Genomic DNA, 18,807 nt, shown 5'->3' on the forward strand with positions numbered 1-18,807 from the left:
GCCCCTCCCTGACAGGGAGGGGGATGAGATGGAGCTGAGAGGAAGGTTGTTCGCTTCATTTCCCGCCACCGCAACCCACCCATCCATCCTGCCGACCACCGCCGCCAGCCAATTGCAGAGGAGTTCCGACCGCAATGATCACCAATAACAGCACCTCCGCCGAGCAATCCGTTCCCGTTGTCGTCATCGGGGGTGGTCCCGGCGGCTCGACCGTTTCCACCTTGATTGCCCAGCAGGGATTTGCCGTGCAGCTTTTCGAGCGCGAGCACTTTCCTCGCTTTCACATCGGCGAATCGTTGATTCCCGAGACCTATTGGGTGCTCGAGCGGCTGAACATGCTCGAAAAGATGAAGGCCAGCCCGTTCGTCAACAAGTACAGCGTGCAATTCGTCAACGCCAATGGCAAATTGTCCGAGCCGTTTTACTTCGTTGATCACAAGCCGCACGATTGTTCGCGCACGTGGCAGGTGGTCCGCAGTGAGTTCGACAAGATGATGCTCGACAACGCCCGCGAACATGGCGTGCAGGTGCACGAGGGGACGCGCGTCTTGGAGGTGCTGTTCGAGGGCGAACGCGCCGTCGGCGTGCGCTTCGTGGACGACGCTGGGCAGGAGCGCATCGTACGTGCCCAGGTCGTTGTCGACGCCAGTGGCCAGAGCGCGATGCTGGCCAGCCGGCTCAAACTCCGCGAGATTGACCCGATCTTGAAAAAAGGGGCTCTGTGGACGTATTTCGAAGGCGCCTATCGCGACACCGGCCGCGACGAGGGGGCCACGATGGTCCTGCAGACCAAGGAAAAGAAGGGCTGGTTCTGGTATATCCCGCTGCACAACAACATCGTCAGCGTGGGCGTCGTCTCGGCGTTCGAAGAATTGTTTCGTGATCGCCGCGATTACGAAACGGTCTACAACGAGCAGCTCGATCTTTGCCCGGCCGCCAAGGAGCGCGTGTCGATCGGCCGCCGCGCGACCGGTTTTTTTGCCACTAAGGATTACTCGTACCGCTCGCGCGTCGCCGCCGGCGACGGCTGGGTCTTGGTGGGCGACGCGTACGGCTTTTTGGATCCGCTCTACTCGTCGGGCGTCTTATTGGCGTTGCGCTCGGGCATGGTCGCCGCGGACGCGATCGTCGAAGGGCTCACGAAAGGCGACACGTCCGCGGCACAACTCGGCAAGTGGGCGCCGGCCTTCAACCAGGGCATGGATCGCATGCGCCGCCTGGTGTGCGAATTCTACGACGGCTTCAGCTTTGGCCGCTTCGTCAAGAAATACCCGCACTTTAAAGGGCATTTGACCGACCTGTTGATCGGCGACCTGTTCAAGGATTCGGTCGACGAAGTGATCGAGCCGATGAACGTGATCCGCGCCGAGATGAAGCAGGCCGCCGAGACCGAGACGATTTTGCACCGGCCGCAATGACGGTGCGCCGATGTCGCGCGCTGCTTAGACGGCTGGTGCTGGGCCGTGTGCGAGAGCGCGCCGTGCGGTCCGCATGCCCGACCAGCATGCCGGTGGGAAGCACATGAGCATCACGAGCTTGAACCACATCGGGTAGGGGAGCATAGCCACGTTGGCGGCCAATGCCGCGTACAGGAATGCACCGACCGCGAGCCCTGCACGCCCATCGCCGATGCGCGCGGCGATCCAGGCGGCAACGAAGCCTATCGTGGTCCACGCGATGACGACCGCCGCCAGCACCCATTGCGGGTAGCGAGCCACGTGCTCGCACATCTCCTCTTTCGTGCCCGTGAAGTCTGGTGGCGTGGGATGAACGACGGCGCTCGCTGCTTCGACCGCCAGGATCAAGGTAAATGCCGACGCCAGTCCGGCCAGCACTCCTAGAATCACGCGAATTGCAGCCGACATTAATCCCTGGCTCCTGCCTTCAGAAATTGGCGCACTGGCTACGGCCGCACGGCCACCACGCGAAAGCCGATATGGTCGTAGCGCCGCTCGGGTTCGAAGCGCAGGCGACACGCGCTGCGGCACGGCCAACCATCGTCGGTCCAAGCACCGCCGCGGCGCGCGCGTGAGCGATCGCCGTTTCGGCTTCTGGTGGCGGTATCCTTGGCATCGTGCAGATCGGGGTCCTCTCCGCCCGGCAAGCGCTGGTGGTACCAATCGCGGCACCATTCGAATGTGTTACCGTGCATGTCGTGCAACCCCCAAGCGTTGGCCGGATAATTGCCGACCTTGGCCGCGTGCCCTAGTGACGGTCCTGGTTCACCGCCGTTATAGGGTTGCCCTTTGAAATTCGCTTGCTTGCTGCTGAGGCTATTGCCGAATGACGTTGCCGTGGTCGTTCCCGCGCGGCAGGCGTATTCCCACTGTGCTTCGGTCGGCAGGCGAAAGACCCACTCGCGCGATAGCTCGCCCGCGCGGTGGCCGATTTCGGTCAACTTGTCGCAAAAAGCTTCGGCCTCGGCAAAGTTGACGTTGCCGACTGGCAGTTCGTCTCCGGCGGGCAGCTCTTCGGTCACGGGGCCCGGCAGTGCGCCCATCACGCGCCGCCAGTCGGCTTGGGTCGTCTCGTACTTTGACGTCCAGAAGCCCTTGGTCAGCGTGACTTGCACCTGGTTCTCGCCGGGGCGGCGTTCGAGCTCGCTCGGCGGACTTCCCATCAAGAATCTTCCGGCGGGGCACCAGCAGAGTTTTATGCCAGCGACCGTGCGCTCCTCGCCGGCTTTCGCGCCAACAAACGAGCCGGCGTCGGCATTCCTGCCGGGCTCGGCAGAAAGAGCCGGCACATTGGCGGACACCGCGAACAACAAAAACAGCATCATGCACAGGCGCGTCGGACGAAACATGCGAATCCTGCCCGGCTCCGTGTGATGAGCGAGTCACAAGCGGCCATGTCACGCGCGGCGGGGGGCAGCTTCTTGCAGATCGTAACGCTGAATCTTGCGATCGAGGGTCGAGCGTTCGATCCCCAGCATGCTGGCGGTCTGGCTTTTGTTCCAATTCGTCGCCCGCAACGTGGCCAGGATATGCCGCCGCTCGACGTCGGCCAGCGAGCAGGGGACGAATTCGGCCGGCACGCTGGGCACGTCCGTCGTATCGCCGGTGGTGGGCAATTTCGACAGCATGAGATCCTGCTGGTCGATGTATTCGCCTTCGGCCAGCACGATAGCGCGCTCGATGACGTTTTTCATTTCGCGCACGTTGCCCGGCCAGCGATAGCGCTGCATCTGGTCCATGGCCCGCTGCGTGTAACCGCGCAGCTTGCGCCCGGTCTCGCCGATAAAGCGCTGAAAGAAGTAATCGGCCAGAAGCGGAATATCCTCGGGCCGCTTGCGCAGCGCCGGCACCACGATCTCGAGCACGTGCAGGCGGAAATAGAGATCGCGGCGGAAGCGTCCCTCGGTGACGTCCTTCTCCAGGTCGCGGTTCGTGGCGGCGATCACGCGCACGTCGACCTTCAACGACTCGCTGCCGCCGACGCGCTCGAACGGGTGCCCTTCCAGCACGCGCAGCAGCTTGGCCTGGATCGTGGGGCTCATCTCGCCGATTTCGTCGAGCATCAGCGTCCCTTTGTGCGACGCTTCGAACTTGCCGATCTTCTTCTCGACCGCGCCGGTAAAGGCGCCGCGCTCGTGGCCGAACAACTCGCTTTCCAAAATGCTCTCGGCCAAAGCCGCGCAGTTGACGCACACGAACGGGCCCTTGCGCCGCGGGCTGGAGAAGTGTACGGCCCGCGCCACCAGTTCCTTGCCCACGCCGCTTTCGCCGCGGATCAGCACCGTGGCGTTCGACGGGGCGGCGCGGGCGATCTCTTCGATAATGCGCGTGATCGCGGGGCTGGTGCCCACGATTTCGCTCTGGGCGCCCAGCCGCTCGCGCAGTTGCGTGTTCTCGTCGCGCGCCTGGTTCAGGTTTTCGGCTAGCTCCTGCCGGCGATGCAGATTTTGCAAGGCCACGGCCACGGTGTCGGCCACGGCCAGCGTGAACTCCAGATCGTCGGGATCGGGATTGCGCGACGGATTGGTCGAGTACAGATGAATCAGCCCGAAGATCGTCCGGCCGCGGCGGATCGGCGCGCAGATGACGCTGGTGGCGTGAATCTCGCCCTTGCTGTCGCGACTGCTCACGGAGCTGTCGCCCATGATGTTGCGCGCGAGCACCGCTTCGCCCTCGCGCAGTACAGTCGCGGCCAAGAACGACGACACGCGGTAGTAGGGCAACTCGGTGTCGGTGCGCGAGGCGATCACCTCGAGCGATTCGGCCGTCGGGCCGGCGCCGCGCTTCAAGAGCAAGAGTGCCCCGGCGTCGACTTGCGTTCCTTCGAACAGTCCGGCGATCGCCAGCTTGGCCATGGCTACGGCGTCGGGACTTTTTGCCAGTTCAAAGGCCAGTCGGCAGAGCTTGGCGGCCGCGCGGCCGACTTTCGAGACGCTGTTATCGTCTTCGTCGCGCGGCTCGAGGAATTTCGTCTGGCCGCGGCGATGGGTGATCGTAGTCGGCTCGTGCCCGTCGATGACGTTCACGTCTTGATGAGTTTCCAGCGCCGCATCCTCGGGCGCTATAGGCGTAGGTCGGGAGGCGCTGCCGCTATCGGGAAACGCCTTGGACAGGTCATCGACAAAGGCCAATTGCGAGCGGCCAATGTGGATGATGTCGCCCGGCGTCAGCGGATGGTCGCCGCGCACCAGCCCGTCGCCGACGATCGTGCCGTTGCGGCTGTCCAGGTCGCGGAGGGTCCAGCGTCCTTCAGACTGGAACAACTCGGCGTGGCAGCGGCTGCAGCGCTCGTCCTTGATGACGATCTGGTTCGTGGGGGCTCGTCCCACGGTCACTGTCTGCCCTGGGACGAGTCGAAAGACGTCCGTCCACTTCGAGCCTTCCCGAATCACCAGATATGCCAGCATTAACGCCTCGACGTGTCACACGAATGGTTGGCGTGGCGGCGGCCGGGTGCGACCGCGGTTTTTTGGGGGCAGATGATGTGTTTCCCCCGATGCCGGCTTGCCGGGCGTTTTTGGCCCTGGCGCGCCGGCGAAAATTGCGCCAAACATCTACCTACTACTACCTTATCGACCTGCGACGCTCCCCTGCAAGCGGTTTCCGGTGGTCCTCTGCCGGGCGGCGCGGTCGAGAATCATACGGTGTCCGTCGCCGGTCGGCAAAGAAAGTGACGAGGTGCGAGGAAAGTTGTGTATCCCCGCTGGCCCGCCGGTCTTGCCATGCGGGTGGCGTTAAGAATCGGCCAAGACTTCCAGAATTAATTGTCGCCCGAGGTGACAATCATTTGGATGTCGTCGAACGAGACCTCGCCCGTGCCACCGAGAAGGCCGAGGTTGACGATCGCTTCGCGGGCGGCCGGGGGGACCTTGAGCTTGCCAGTGACTTTCTGCCAACCGAAGCTGCCACTCCACGGCCCCAGCGTGACGGTTCCGGAGGGGGCGCGGTTTTCGTTGAGAAACATGATCGACAGCTGCGCGAGTTGATCGGGGGCAATGCCGACCGTCACGTCGCTGGCCTTCACCATGCACGAAACCTGCAACTGACGGATCTTGCGGCCATCGATGGCAAAGCCTTGCAGGGCTCGCGCGGGACGCCCCGGCTCCTTGTTGCTGAACGTGGCGATGTTCTTTCCTTCGGGAGCGTCGGACGCGGGCACGACCTCCATCTGCTTCAAGTAATACCAGCCGGTCGGCTCGCCGCTATCGGGAAGCATCTCCTCGAAGCTGGGGTTGGTCAGCGTCGGGTGCAGCGGATCGGCTTTGACCTCGCGCGTCGAAGCGGCTTTGCCGGTCATGGGCACGAACAGCGTCGGCCGCAGGGCCTCGCTCGTGATCTCGCCATTCTCTTTCTTGAGCAAGTGAAACACTTGCTGATACGGCTCGCCGGTGGGCACGATGATCCGGCCCCCTTCTTTCAACTGATCGATGATCGGCTGCGGCACCTTTTCGGGCGAGCAAGTGAAGATGATCTTGTCGAACGGCGCCTTTTCGGGCCAACCTTGAAAACCGTCGCCGATTTTCGTGAAGATGTTGTCGTACTTCAGCTTCTTCAGTGTTTTTTCCGCGCGCTTGCCGAGTTTGTCGACGATCTCGATCGTATAAACCTCTTTGACCAAGGGGCTGAGGACCGCGGCCTGGTAGCCGCTGCCGGTGCCAATTTCGAGCACGATGTCCTTGGGCTGCGGATCGAGTTGTTCCGTCATGTAGGCCACCAACAAGGGCGGCGTCAGCGTCTGATGCTCGCCCAGCGGCAGCGACATATCGAGATAGGCCTTGTCGAAGAGCTTCGCGGGGGCAAATTCGTGCCGCGGCGTATTGCGCATCGCCTGGAGGACGCGCGTGTTCGTGATGCCGCCGCCGATCAGGTCCTCGGTGACCATGCGCTGACGCGATAGCTCGATCCCTTCCGGCGAACGATCCACGGCGGTCGCGGGCGCCAAACCGCACACTGTCGTTACGGCGAGAGCAGCCAACAAGCAAAGGCAGGAAATCCGGACGTTCATGGATTTGATCCTGATTGCAGCAAAGGGTCGTTACGCTTTAGTAGCCGGGGCGCGCGATAAATTTCCTCTTGCGACCTCGTTCGGCTGCCAACTTCCAGGATAATTTGGGACGATCCTGGGGCGCGCGATAAATCGAGCCGGTGGCGTGAAAGTGAACGAAAGTTGACTTCGCAAGCCGTTAAAATCGGTACCGGGCCGCCATTCCAGGCAGGTCCGGGGTATCACCTTATTGGTCGACGCGTCGATAGGCGCCCCAGTTTTGCCGGGCGAGTGTCGCCAGGAACTGCTCGAAACCCCCGCCTTGTGGGCCGATGCCGATCGTGTAAATCGACATTCGTTTCAGACGGTTGCCGCGGGTGATCAGCGCCACGATGTCGGCCGGATTATTGATGTTGCCTCCTTGAGGCACACCGTCAGTCAAGAAAAAAATCGCCTCGGCGTCGAATTGCAGGCCGGCCTCCAGCGCATCGTACGAGGCCGTGTTGGTGCCCGTCTCGAGCGTGGCGACCCAGTGCGCGGCGGTTTCCTTGACGGCGGCATTGGCCGGCATCAACTGCTTCCGCCAGGCATAGACCTCGCCGTTAAAGGCCAGCACGCTGAACTGCGCGTCTTCGGTGAGTCCATCGATGGCTTGCAAAAGCTCTCGCTTGGCGGCGTTCAGACGTCCGCCCTGCACCATGCTCCCCGAGGTGTCGATGATGAAGACCATTTTTTGGGCATGGATCGACAGTCCGTAGAACTTCGACTCGCGCCCCAGTCGGCTCATCGAGACGCTGGTTCCGTCCTTGCGCGGGGCGCCGGCCATCTGGAATTCTTTCTTGTTGGCCTTCCACCACTCGCGCCACGCCGCGACCTCCAGGCCAAAATCCTCGCCCGTCACCGCGATCAGGTGCTTGACGATTTCGGCGCGAATTTCTCCCTGCACTCTTTCCATGAGGGTCACGAGCTCGCCGACCGCTTCGGGCGCGCCGATTTTCATGAGTGCCTCGGCGATCGCCCGACGCAGGCCGAATTCGGCGGCGAAAACCCGCAATTTCGTGAGCTTGGCGAGCGGGCTGACATCTTCGACCTGGCCATGTTCGCCGAGTTCGTCGGCGAACGTCTGCACGAAAAGCAGGCCCTCGTGCGAGCTGGTCTGCTTCTCCAGATAGGTGCCGACCTCGCGCTCGACGTCCGGTGACTTCGAAGCCAACAAGACGGCCAACAACTGAAACGTCGTCGGGTTCACGTCGGCGCGCCGCCCGTCCTTCTTCACCACCTGAAGCAGGTAGCGGGCAATATCGAGATCGTCGTTGAAGTCGAGAAGCTGATGATAGGCGGCATCGCGGACCGAGGGCTCGTCGTCCTGGAGTCCGACGGTGACCAGCAGCCTGGCCGCCTCGACGCCGCGATAAACGTTCAACTGGCGCACCGCCGCGATCCGCTCAGGAACTTGCTTGCTGCGCAGTCGGCCCTGGATTTCGCGCTTGGCGGCGCGGAATTCATCCTTCGCCGCGTCCTCGGCCGTTTTCGTAACCGCCTTGGCGACGGCGACCTTCTTGCCCGTTCGGGCCTGGTCGTCCGCGCGGACGAAGCCTGTCGTGTCGGCTGCCAGGGTCAGCAGCGTGAGTGCCACGAGAGCGGCTGGTATCCGCACAGACATCAAAGCCTTTCGCCGCGTCGAGATGCGCCACACTTTCGCGTTCGTCTCCCGCTAACCGCGAAGAGCCGAAATCTGCCGTCCATTCTCAGCACGGCTGGGTACGGGGTCAACGCTGCTGTTGGGGGTACGGGCGAAGGCATTCTCGCCGGCTGGCTAGCGGCGAATTACCACCTGGGGGAACGTTGCCAATGGCCTGTGGAGCGTAAAAAACCCCTTGCAGCCATCTGTAGTTTGTTACCCGAGATATGGCATTCCTCGGGGGTTGTAAGTACGCTCGGTATTAGGGATTTCGTGCCCGCCCCGGGAACATGCACGGCATGGCCGGCCGCGGTCTGTACCCGCCCCGGAATCCAGGCAGCGCAAAGGCCGCAGCGAACGTTCAGAGAAGACCCCAAGTTACGAGAGGAAAGTAATCATGCGCCGGACGTCAATGCCAGCTCTCGGAAATGTCGCGCGGGCTTGCGTGCCGATCGTCGTTTGTGCCGTTCTGTTCTGGGCCAGTGCGAGCCGCGCTCAGCAAGGTCTGGTCACCGGCTTCGGCGGTTTCGTCGGCGCGGTCGGCGGTGTATCGATCGATACCAATGGCGTCTTGGCCAATGCCCAGCGCGACAACCTTAACAAGCTGCGCGATCTGCGGGCCAAAGCCTTGGGCGAGGTGCCGGGCGACCTGGCCGTGCCAACCGAGATGCGAAAGATATCTCTGCGCGGCCTGATGGGCGTGATCGAAGAGTGCCGCGTGAATAATCGTCCGCTGCCGGATGAAGTGAACTTCCTGGCCGGTCTGCAGCGGCTGCATTACGTGTTTGTGTACCCCGAGCAGAATGACATTGTGCTGGTCGGCTTCGGCGAAGGGTGGAAGATCAGCGATTCGGGCGAAGTCGTTGGCGCGAACACAGGTCGCGCCGTGCTCCTGCTTGATGATCTTCTGGTGGCCCTGCGCTCGGCCATGCAGGCCGCGCAAGGAGGAATTAGCTGCTCGATCGATCCCACGGCCGAAGGGCTGCGCCGCTATCAAGAGGCGATGAAGTATCAGCAGACGATTGGCCCGGATCCGCAAGCCACGATCCGCGGCATCGAGCAAGAGCTGGGCCCACAGACGATCACGCTGACCGGGGTGCCGCCGACGAGCCATTTTGCCCGCGTGCTGGTGGCGGCCGATTACCGGATGAAGCGGCTGGCGATGAATTTCGATCCGCCGCCGATCTCGGGCTTGCCCAGCTATTTGCAGATGGTGCGGCCGGGCCAGAAGGGCTCGGCCATGCCGCGCTGGTGGCTGGCCACGAATTACGAGCCGCTGTTGACCGACGCCGACGGTCTGGCCTGGGAATTGCGCGGGCCGGGCGTGAAGGCCATGACCGAAGAAGACTTTTTGCTGGAAAACGGCAACATCGTACACTCCGGCAAGGCCAGCCCCACGGCACAGAAGTGGGCCAACAACATGACGGCCAAGTACGACGAGCTGTCGAAGCGCGATGCGATCTTCGGTCAGTTGCGCAACTGCATGGACATGGCGATCGTCGCGGCCCTGTTGTTCAAGGAGAACTTGCCCGGCAAGGCGAATTTGGACCTGGCGCCGCTTACCGGTGAAAACGGCCTCCCGGTCGCCGCGTTTGCCGCGCCGAAGCAAGTCGACACGCAAGCCAGCTTCATCAAGAAGGGGGATAACTGGATCATCAGCGCCTCGGGCGGCGTATTGATCCACTCCTGGGGCGAGGCCGATCGCAAGGAACAAAGCGCGAAACTCGACCCGATCCGCGCGAAGGCCGCGCGTGCTTCGTCGGGCAATGCGGCCGCCGGCGACAAGGCGACCACGGGCCAGCACGGCAGCTGGTGGTGGAACTAAAGAGAATGCAAAAGTAAGAATGCAAAATGATGAATGGGAGGAATTCGGGGCTCTGCCCACTCATCATTCATCATTTCATTCGGCATTTCTCTCTGCCGCGTGGTGCAATTTCTTCAAACCGTCATGGCGGCAGTGTCCGTCGGGCAAGCTGCTCGGCCGTTTTGGCCAGCCATGATTCACTCGGGGGCGCGTAAGGGCGGAATTTTTCCAGCCGGCCTTCGTCTTCGCGGTGCAACAGCGCCCGGTGCTTACCCAACAGGCTGGCGGCCGGCGTGTCCATGAGCAGGCTGGAATCGGTGGGGCTCATTTGCAAGAGCACCCGCGTATCGAATTCCTTCAGCCCTTGCCGATCGAGCATCCGCTGGAAGTTCGTCAGCGAGTCGCACCAGACGATCACGTGGACGCCCACGGCCGCCCCGTCGCGCAGAATGTCGGCGAACTGCTGATCCGGCCGGCGCGGCGTTTCTTCACTGCTCCGCGAGAAGCTGAATTCCTCCTCCTGCCGGCGCAGCTCGCGAAGCCGCGGCAGGTCGAAGACGAAGAGAAATCTCGGGCTCTCGTCGCCCGCCGAGGTGTGGCGGCGCTCGATCTCGGCTGCCAATTCCGCCATTACGCTGGCGGTATCGTTCGGCGAGGCCAGTCGCACCCGGCCCGGCAGCAATCGCGATAACTGGACCAGGCGCGGCATATAGTCGCGGTCCGCCAACCCGCCGTTGAGAATCGTGACCGTCGGCCCCGACTCACCATTGCCATTGGCAGGCAACTGGGCGGCAGTCACCTGGGCGGCAGGCACCTGGGCGGCCAGGCTGAGCACGGAGCTGATCAACATGCCGGCTGCTGCTTCGTCGTTCTGACCCAGCAAGAGTAGGTTCGAGCCACCACGGCGCGTGAACGTCGTGCTCGTCGCTTCTTGAATCGCCAAGGGCTCGCCGAGCCAGACACGCGGCGCGGATGTCGCACTGATGGGCAAGCCGTCGGGGACGCCCGCGGAAGCACTGGTGGGCAAGCCACCAGTGGCACCAGACACCTTCGGAGGGTGGGCGGCAGCAAAGAGCGCGGCCAGCGTGTCGCTTTGCTCGACGTCGGCCGGGCGGGTTCCCTCGAAAACGATCTGATGCCGCCGCGCGCTCGCGGGGCGCTGCGCGTTGAGCCGCGTGATCTCGTCGAGGAACACGTCGCGGCGCTCGTCCGGCAGCCAGACGACCTGAAACGGGTGATTTCCTTCCACCAGCCCGTTGGCGTCGTTGTAGATCGCTTCGCCGGGGCGCGAAAGGAGCCGGGCGGCCGAGTTTTCTTCGCTGAGGATCAAATGTGCGTCGGCTTCGCTGCACTGCAACGCAATCCGCACGGCCATTTGACCGAGCGTCGTACGGGCCAGCGAATAAGCCCCGCCCAGCGTTTGCGACCCCAGGTGTACGTGAATGCCAAAAGCACGGCCCTGCCGCACCAGGCGGTCCAAGAGCAGCGACGCCTCTTGCGCCACCTTGTCGTCTTCGACGAAGAACTCCTGGAATTCGTCGACGATGAACAGGATGCGCGGCAGGCTTTCGCCGGCGTCGCGGAAGCCTGCGATATCCTGCACGCCGGCCTGTCGAAACCGCTCGCCGCGTTGTTTCATTTCGGCGTCGAGCCTTTGCATCACGCTGAGGCCGAACTCCCGCTCGCTCTCGATAGCGATCACGCGGGCGTGCGGCAGCGCGTGCGTGACGTAGGTTTTGAACTCGACCCCTTTCTTGAAATCGATCAGATACAGCTCAATTTCGTCAGGGCTGTAACGCAGCGCGGCGTTCGTGATCAGGGCGTGCAACAGCGTCGACTTGCCCGAACCGGTTTTGCCGGCGATGAGCACGTGCTGCGAAGTCCCTTGCCCGAGCCGCAGATGTTGCAGGCGCGTGGCGCCGGCCCGGCCCAAGGGAACGTCGATGCCGCGGCGGCTGTCCGATTTCCAGTACGCATCGTCCGCCGGCGCGATGGCTTCGAACGGCACTTCCACGCGCTTGGCCGTGTGCGCGGCGGCGCCGACGGTGTTCAGCACGCGCTTGCATTCTTCGGTGGGCGGGTTTTCGACGGTCAGGGGTAAGTCCTTGAAAGCCGGCTCCTGCCACGACAGCTCGCCGCCCGAGATGTTGAACACGGTGGCGTGCTTTTGCAGGTCGGCCAGGCTGATGCCCGGCAGCGGCGGCTGCTTGGAATCGACACTGATCAAGACCTGCACGCCGCAGCGCGGGCCGCTGGAGGCGATGCTCAACAGGCGGCGGGCCGCGGCCTCGGTGAAGCCGGCCGGAAAGTTGGCCACGACCAGCACGCGAAACGCCTCGGCCACTTCGCCCGCGGCTTCGTTGTAGGCCTCGATCGTGGGAAATTCGTTGCGCAGATATTTCTGGATGACCGTCTCGATATGCTCGGTCAAGTCGGCCAGCCGCTGCTCGATCTGCACCGGCTCGGTCCAGATGCGATGGCTGACAAGCGCCTCGTCGTGATCGGCCAGGTGCATGAAGGAAGCAAAATTCTGGCCCAGCCCGACCGGGTCGACGATCGTCAATCGCACTTTGCCTGGCGGCACCGCGGTGAGCAATCGCAACAACACCAGTTGAAACAGCCCGATCGCGAGTTGGCGCCCCTCGCCGTGCGTCTTGATGAAAATCGACGAACCGCCGGGAAAATCCAATAGCGCCGGCAGCCGAAACCGCAAGTCGCGTCCGTCCGCATCCGGCGATTGCGCGCGCGAACGCAGATCCAGGTCGAGCTCGCCAAAACGGATCGCCTTCGGAACGTTATGCGGCGGATGCCACGCGCCGGAGGTGACGAAGCTCCAATCGGGACAGGTTTCGTCGATTTCCTGGTTGATCGCGGCCAACTCAGCCTGTACGGCCGCGTAGCCAGTCTGCCAGGCAAGCGCGGCGGCGGTGCGGGCCCGTTCGTACTCGGCCTGGTTCGCAGCTAGCTGCCGCTCCTTGGTGGCTTGTGCCGCGGTGAGCGCCTGTTCGTAGCGCTGACGGGCGTCGGCCTTGAGCTGCGCTTCGATCTCTTGCGATTTGGCAAGCGCTTCGTCGAGCTTGCGTTGCAGGACCACCAACTGTTGATCCGCGTCGGCCGTGAGCTTGGGCAGATCGCTTTCGCGCCGCTTGCGGCAGGCCACGAGCATCGGCGTGTGCTCTTCGGCGGCGCGGGCGTATTCCGCGTCGCGCTGGCGGCGAATCTCACTGCGTTTACGCTTGTAGGCCTTGGCCGACTTGTCGAGGTACCGCCGGGCTGACGTCTCGGCCTGCCGCACCGCCGCCAACAGTGGGCGGAAGCGCGCCGCGGCTTGCCGGCGAGCCAGCCCGCGCAGCCAGATCGTCAGTCCGACGCCCAAACCCGCCGCGAACAGCGCGGTGGCCGCCACGGTCGCTGTCAGATTTCCGCCCGTCAACCAGGCGACGAGTGGCGCCACGAGCGCGGCCGTCGCCAAAAAGACCCAGGCCGCATTCGCGCCGCGCACGGCGTCCGGCAGACGCAGCGCACGCAACGCCTGCAACTCGGTCTTGGCGATCTCGAGGGCCTGATTCAATCGCTCGCCATGATCACCGTTCTCGTCGTCGTCCGGCGGCGCAACTACGGTCTGATCGACGATCGCGCGATGGCCCCAGCGTTCCAATTCCGCGATGCAATCACTCTCGATCGCCCGAGCGGTGCGCAGCCGGCTGCGCAGCTGCTGCTGCAATTCGGCCATGTGCTCGGACATGCGCTTGCGCGCCGCCTCGAACACGGTGCGCGCCAGCCAGCGCGCTTCGTCGACCGCCTTGTGGGCCGTGCGCTCGGCGCGGTTGATCTCATTGACCAGGCGCTGCACGGCATCCTGGGTGGCGTCCTCGATCTGCCGCGATTGAGCCTTCCATTGGGCGACATGGCCTTCGCGTTTGGCGCGTTCGCCTCTTTCCGCCGAGCCGGCTTCGCTGTGGAATTGCGCCGTGATATCAGCCGCTGCCCGCTGAAAGTCGGAGCTGACGCGCGATTCTCCCTGGCGGAAAGCCTCGTCGGCGGCGCGCTGCGCTTCGAGGCGCTGGTCCACCAGCGCCACCAGCTGCTCCAGAACGTGCTTTTCACGCTCGACAACGCGCATCAGGCTGCAACGGGTGAAAGGAAACGTGTGGTGGTTGAGGAATTTTGGAAGGACACGCTCGAAATCGCCGCGACCTTGCCGCGGCCGGCTCGGCATCGCTCCTGGACGTCGCTTATTTGCACTCGTGGTCGACACGCGTCAGCAACTCGGCCAAACGCTCGATCGCGCGGACCGCGCTAACCAACTTAGGCTCAAAGGGCTCCAGATGCCGGCGCTCGAAGTCGCGCATCACCTGGTCGTTCCACTGCGTCTGCGTCTGTTCCCAACGCAGCCGCAGCGTGCGCGACGCGTGCAATAGCCGGGCTTTGTTGTCATCGAATATCAAGGGTGCTCTTCCCTCTCAATATTGCCTGATGCGTCGATGGATTCCGCCGCCGGAGCGGCGCGATTTTCGTTCGATTCTTCCGCAGGCGGTGACACGGACGATGTCGACGGCCCCGGTGAGCGCGATTCTGCCGGCGGACTCATTGGCTCCGGTGGCGCTTCGAGCACGCTGCCCGAAGGGGGCGCGATGCTCAGATACTCCTCGAGCCGTCGCACCGACGCGTCGAGAAAGCCCATCGCCACCGGAGTATCGCCCGACAGGGCACTGTCGAGCGGCTGGACTTTCATGCGGTATTCCACCACGGCCTGGCGGACGACGGGAATCCAGCGCCGCACGACGGCCAGCTTGTCCTCGGCCTCGCGCAAGCGCTTCTTGGCGGCATCGAGAACTTTCTTTTCTTGATAACAACTGGGGGTGCGGTGCGGGTCGATCGTGGCCGACAGGCAGCGGTGCAGGTCGGCCTTGGCATCGGCCACGTGTTGTTCGCGATTGCGAATCTCGGCCCGCCAGAACTTCATCATGTCGATCTCGAGCCATTCGACAAAATCCTGGATCTCGGCTTGAATCGACGCCAGCGCCTGTTCGGCCTCATTCTGAAACAGAGAAAGCGCCGCGCGAAACGCCGCCAGCGCCTCGATCGATTTGACGTGTGCGCCCGGGCGCATAAGCGACTCAACGTTGCCGCAGGTATTCTTCCGCGCGATCCGCCTTGCGCAACAAGAACGGCACGTGGGCGTCGGCCGCCTCGATGAACTTCGACAGGGCCAGCATGGTCTGCTCGAACTCCTCGTTGAACTTCTGCTGTTCCTTGTCGCGCCAGGTCTGGCCGAGATTCTTCAACTGCCCGTGCAGTGTCATCAACTGGTTCTGCAGGTCGCTGTTGAACCGTTTCAGATTGTGGGCAAAACGACGCAACTGCTCGGGATCGACGATGGCTTGCGACATGGCGCACGCTATGGTTAAGTGAGCACTGGCAAAACGGGCGGCACGCCGGGCTCGCCGCGGCCTCGGTGAGACCGGGGCGCTGGGAAACCGCGTCTGGCCGCTTGCCGAACTTGGAAGAGAAAGGAAATGCCCAACAGGCGCAAACGGGTAGCCACGAAAAGGCCCCCGGGTGGTGACCCTGTTCCCTGCCGACCACCTAACCTGAAGTTTAGGCCGTAGGCCTCGGCATGTAAATCGGAAGTGTACTTGCAGTCTCTTTATAAATCGGACAATTCTGCCGAGGGAGCGTAAGATGCGCATCGGAATCGCGTCGGATCATGGCGGCTTCGAGCTGAAACAATTGCTTGCCGACTCGCTGCGCAAAAGCGGATTTGACCTTGTTGATTTTGGCGCCGAGGTCTTGAACACCGCCGATGATTATCCCGATTACGTGATCCCGCTGGCCAAAGCGGTCGCTGCCGGCGACATCGAGCGCGGTATCGCCGTATGCGGTAGCGGTGTGGGCGCTTCGATCGCCGCCAACAAAGTACACGGCGCCCGCGCGGCTTTGGTTCACGACGGGTTCTCAGCCCACCAAGGGGTCGAAGACGACAACATGAACATCCTCTGCCTGGGCGGCCGGGTCATCGGGCCGCTTCTGGCGGAGGAATTCGTGCGCACGTTCCTGGCGGCGAAGTTTTCCGGCGCCGAAAGGCACCAGCGGCGCTTGGGTAAAGTGGCGGCGCTCGAGCGTGTCGACTGAGTTCTCGTTCGTCGCGCACGGCGTGCATGATTCGCGCCGCCTTGCGCCAGCGTTCTTCCGAAGCACCCGCCGAACGGATGGCGGATTACGAGCGGAGCCGAGATATGAGGCTTTCGACTTCTCGACTGCTATGGGCCAGCTTGCTCATCGTCGGCAGATTGACTTCCGTTCAAGGAGCCGATGACGGGATCGACCTGCGTAGCAACGTCATCTACAGCCAGAACAGACATTGCTCTTTCGACCTGGCCGTACCGCAATCGCCGAACGGTTTGCGCCCCGGCGTGGTCGTGATCCATGGTGGGGGCTGGGTCGAGGGAGACAAAGCCAGCTTCGCCACGGCCGAGCACGGCACACCGGGCAATATCGTCGAGTTCGCGGAACTGGGATTTGTCGCTGCCGCGATCAATTACCGGCTCTCGGGCGATGCCCCTTTTCCTGCCGCCTTGGACGATTGTCGCGATGCGATCCGTTTTTTACGCGCGCATGCGAGGGAATACCGCCTCGATCCGACACGAATTGGCGTGTACGGCAATTCGGCAGGCGGGCATTTGGCGCTCCTTTTGGCGCTCATGGATGACCCTGCCGAGGCCAAATCGAATGACAATCGAAAGCCGTCGAGCCGAGTGCAGGCCGCTGCCAGCGACAGTGGCCCCGTCGACCTCGTGCGTCAGTTCGAAGAGAACCGGCTGCGCGAGGTGGTCACTAAATTCATGGGCGGCTCGCCCGAAGGAGAACGGCTATCGTCGTACCGGCGCGCCTCTCCGATCAGCTACGTGGCGCACCGGAAGGAGCCGGCTCCGCCGCTACTGCTCATTTACGGCGAGACGGACGAGCAAGTCGACGTGCGAACGGCCGACCTCCTGGTAGGAGCGCTGGCCAAGGCGGGGCAAAAGGACATCACGTATATCCGACTGGCAAACGTCGGGCATTGCCCGCATTCGATGCTGCACGTTCCGTACACCAAAACGATCGTCAACGAGTTTTTCACGCGCACCCTGCGGCAACAGTAAGCGGCGCTTGGTAGCGATGGTTCAAGGAGGAAAGATCGTGAGAGTAAACAGGCTGGCGCTGGGTCATCCCTGGAAACTCGCCGGCCACATGCTCGTGCACGCGTCGCTCTTGATCCCGCTAGGATTGGCGACGTTGGGCGCGGGAATGGCCATCTATCACTGGGTCGAAGGCCTTGCCTGGTCCGACGCGTTTCTCAATGCGGCCATGCTCCTGGGCGGCATGGGGCCCGTCGACCCCTTACACACCCAGGCGGGCAAGTGGCTGGCCGGCCTGTACGCGATTTTTGCGGGCGTGGTGTTTCTCGTGTTGGCTGGTGTGATGCTCGCGCCCGTCTTGCATCACGTGCTGGCGCGCTTTCATCTTGACGAGACCGACGATTCTCCGAAGTGACCGGGGAGTTCGACGATCATTTCCGTGCCACCCCCTGCGGCTTCGGCAACGCGAATCGTGCCGCCGTGGCCGGTGACAATGCCATAAGCGAGGCTCAGCCCGAGGCCAGTACCGCCCTGCTCATGGCGCGTGGTGTAGAAGGGATCGAAGATGCGGCCGCGCTGTTCGAGCGGTATGCCGCGACCGTTGTCTTTTACAGTAACGCGCACGCCGGCACCGACGTGTTCGCTGCGAATGCGCACGTGGGGCGAATCTTCGGCGGCCTCCACACCGTTGCAGATCAAGTTCACGAACACCTGTTCCAGTTCGACGGGATTAAGCTTCACTTTCGGCAAGGACGGCGCCAACTCGACCTCGACGACGCCGCCACGACGGGCCACGTAGGTCTGCGTCAGCTCGATCGCGTGCTGCACGACCGAATTGATATCGTCGGGCCACCGCGCGGCCGCGTCCTGGCGGGCGAATCGCAGGATGTTCTTGACGATGCGGCCGCAGCGCTTCGTATTGTCGACAATATCTCGCAGCAAAGACCTCAGGGCGTCATTCCGGCTGTCCGGATCGGCCATCCGCAGCGCTTGTTCGGCCGATAACAGTATCATGCCGATGGGGTTGTTGATCTCGTGCGCGATGCCGGCCGCCAAGGTGCCCACCGAGGACAGTCGTTCGGCATGGCGCAGCTGTTCGCGCGAAGCATCGAGCTGACGCGTTCGGTCTTCGACAAGTCGTTCGAGATGGTCGCGGTGTTGCTCCAATTCGGCGGCAGCCGCCAGCCAGCGCGTTTGCAGTCGCTGCCGCGTAACCTGCACTGCGGCGCCGAGTGCCGTCGCCCACACGAGCGAGAAGCCGAAGTGCAACCATTCGTCGCCGGCGGGGTTCGTAAAAGCAATCGCCAACCACCCGGCCCAAGCGACGGCGACGATGACGGCGGACCAGGCAAGCGAGAGCGATATAAGGCCCGTCCCGGCGATCAGAATGGCCACGTTCATCGTGTCGCGCGGATTCTGCGCCACGTACAACTGCCCGAAACAGCGCACAAGCGCCAATGCGGCAATCACGAGCAGCATCGGATAAACCAGATGATCTGGCACACGATACCGGCCCACCAGCCAGCGCAGACCGAAGGCGATCGCGGCCGAAGCGGTTTCTAGCGCCAACAGCCAAGGCGCCCAGACGCCGAAGCCCAATGAAACCGAACACACAGCAAGAATGACGAAAACGATGCCCATGGCCGTCGTCAGCGGCCGCAAGCTGTCGCGGACCGACGCCGTCATCGCCGCCTGCAATTGCTCACGGCTCATCGAGGACGGTGGACGGAGAGCCATGAAGGCGCTTTCGGCGGAACGAT

The 18,807-nt window shown here is 63.1% G+C and carries 15 protein-coding genes; 5 read left to right on the top strand and 10 right to left on the bottom strand.

Translation table 11 applies throughout. The annotated features are described in order from the left end of the window. Window positions 1–134: 134 nt before the first annotated feature. Window positions 135–1,418 (top strand): NAD(P)/FAD-dependent oxidoreductase, encoded by a 1,284-nt coding sequence (locus VHD36_16455; GenBank protein HVU88917.1) that lies wholly within the window; start codon window positions 135–137, stop codon window positions 1,416–1,418. A 24-nt stretch (window positions 1,419–1,442) separates the two neighbouring features. Here VHD36_16455 and VHD36_16460 read toward each other — a convergent pair whose 3' ends face one another. The 5 genes from VHD36_16460 to VHD36_16480 all read right to left on the bottom strand — a co-directional run bounded on the left by VHD36_16460 (window position 1,443) and on the right by VHD36_16480 (window position 8,104). Next, window positions 1,443–1,865, bottom strand: coding sequence for a hypothetical protein (locus tag VHD36_16460; protein ID HVU88918.1), 423 nt, complete (start codon window positions 1,863–1,865; stop codon window positions 1,443–1,445). 38 nt (window positions 1,866–1,903) lie between these two features. Then, a complete protein-coding gene (locus VHD36_16465; protein HVU88919.1) occupies window positions 1,904–2,806 on the bottom strand; it encodes a formylglycine-generating enzyme family protein in 903 nt (300 codons plus the stop codon). A 48-nt stretch (window positions 2,807–2,854) separates the two neighbouring features. Continuing rightward, entirely contained in the window at window positions 2,855–4,864 is a 2,010-nt protein-coding gene (locus tag VHD36_16470) for a sigma 54-interacting transcriptional regulator (protein ID HVU88920.1), read from the bottom strand. Window positions 4,865–5,217: 353 nt separating this feature from the next. Further along, window positions 5,218–6,462, bottom strand: coding sequence for a protein-L-isoaspartate(D-aspartate) O-methyltransferase (locus VHD36_16475; GenBank protein HVU88921.1), 1,245 nt, complete (start codon window positions 6,460–6,462; stop codon window positions 5,218–5,220). 226 nt (window positions 6,463–6,688) lie between these two features. Further along, complete coding sequence (locus VHD36_16480; protein ID HVU88922.1) at window positions 6,689–8,104, bottom strand: VWA domain-containing protein; 1,416 nt, start codon at window positions 8,102–8,104, stop codon at window positions 6,689–6,691. Window positions 8,105–8,519: 415 nt separating this feature from the next. Between VHD36_16480 and VHD36_16485 the strand changes: the two genes are divergently transcribed. After that, window positions 8,520–9,947 carry a DUF1598 domain-containing protein gene (locus VHD36_16485; protein HVU88923.1) on the top strand — a complete coding sequence of 476 codons (1,428 nt, stop codon included), beginning with the start codon at window positions 8,520–8,522 and terminating at the stop codon, window positions 9,945–9,947. Between the two features lie 121 nt (window positions 9,948–10,068). Here VHD36_16485 and VHD36_16490 read toward each other — a convergent pair whose 3' ends face one another. Genes VHD36_16490 through VHD36_16505 form a run of 4 tightly spaced genes read right to left on the bottom strand, consistent with a single transcriptional unit; the run spans window position 10,069 to window position 15,319 of the window. After that, window positions 10,069–14,145, bottom strand: coding sequence for an FtsK/SpoIIIE domain-containing protein (locus VHD36_16490; protein ID HVU88924.1), 4,077 nt, complete (start codon window positions 14,143–14,145; stop codon window positions 10,069–10,071). Window positions 14,146–14,161: 16 nt separating this feature from the next. Continuing rightward, window positions 14,162–14,374, bottom strand: a complete 213-nt coding sequence (locus VHD36_16495; GenBank protein ID HVU88925.1) for a hypothetical protein — start codon at window positions 14,372–14,374, stop codon at window positions 14,162–14,164. Next, window positions 14,371–15,039 carry a hypothetical protein gene (locus tag VHD36_16500; protein HVU88926.1) on the bottom strand — a complete coding sequence of 223 codons (669 nt, stop codon included), beginning with the start codon at window positions 15,037–15,039 and terminating at the stop codon, window positions 14,371–14,373. Before VHD36_16500 ends, VHD36_16495 begins: the two co-directional genes overlap by 4 nt. Window positions 15,040–15,046: 7 nt before the next feature. Then, complete coding sequence (locus VHD36_16505; protein ID HVU88927.1) at window positions 15,047–15,319, bottom strand: WXG100 family type VII secretion target; 273 nt, start codon at window positions 15,317–15,319, stop codon at window positions 15,047–15,049. A 292-nt stretch (window positions 15,320–15,611) separates the two neighbouring features. On the opposite strand from VHD36_16505, the gene VHD36_16510 reads away from it, so the two are divergent. The 3 genes from VHD36_16510 to VHD36_16520 all read left to right on the top strand — a co-directional run bounded on the left by VHD36_16510 (window position 15,612) and on the right by VHD36_16520 (window position 17,462). Continuing rightward, the gene (locus VHD36_16510) at window positions 15,612–16,061 is read left to right on the top strand and encodes an RpiB/LacA/LacB family sugar-phosphate isomerase (GenBank protein ID HVU88928.1); all 450 of its coding nucleotides are present in this window, start codon (window positions 15,612–15,614) and stop codon (window positions 16,059–16,061) included. Between the two features lie 104 nt (window positions 16,062–16,165). Next, window positions 16,166–17,071, top strand: a complete 906-nt coding sequence (locus VHD36_16515; protein ID HVU88929.1) for an alpha/beta hydrolase — start codon at window positions 16,166–16,168, stop codon at window positions 17,069–17,071. 37 nt (window positions 17,072–17,108) lie between these two features. Beyond that, window positions 17,109–17,462, top strand: a complete 354-nt coding sequence (locus VHD36_16520) for a hypothetical protein (GenBank protein ID HVU88930.1) — start codon at window positions 17,109–17,111, stop codon at window positions 17,460–17,462. Here VHD36_16520 and VHD36_16525 read toward each other — a convergent pair. Then, window positions 17,429–18,784 (bottom strand): HAMP domain-containing sensor histidine kinase, encoded by a 1,356-nt coding sequence (locus VHD36_16525; GenBank protein HVU88931.1) that lies wholly within the window; start codon window positions 18,782–18,784, stop codon window positions 17,429–17,431. The genes VHD36_16520 and VHD36_16525 overlap by 34 nt on opposite strands. Window positions 18,785–18,807: the final 23 nt, after the last annotated feature.

Source organism: Pirellulales bacterium (genome assembly GCA_035546535.1).
Classification (GTDB): Bacteria; Planctomycetota; Planctomycetia; order Pirellulales; family JACPPG01; genus JACPPG01.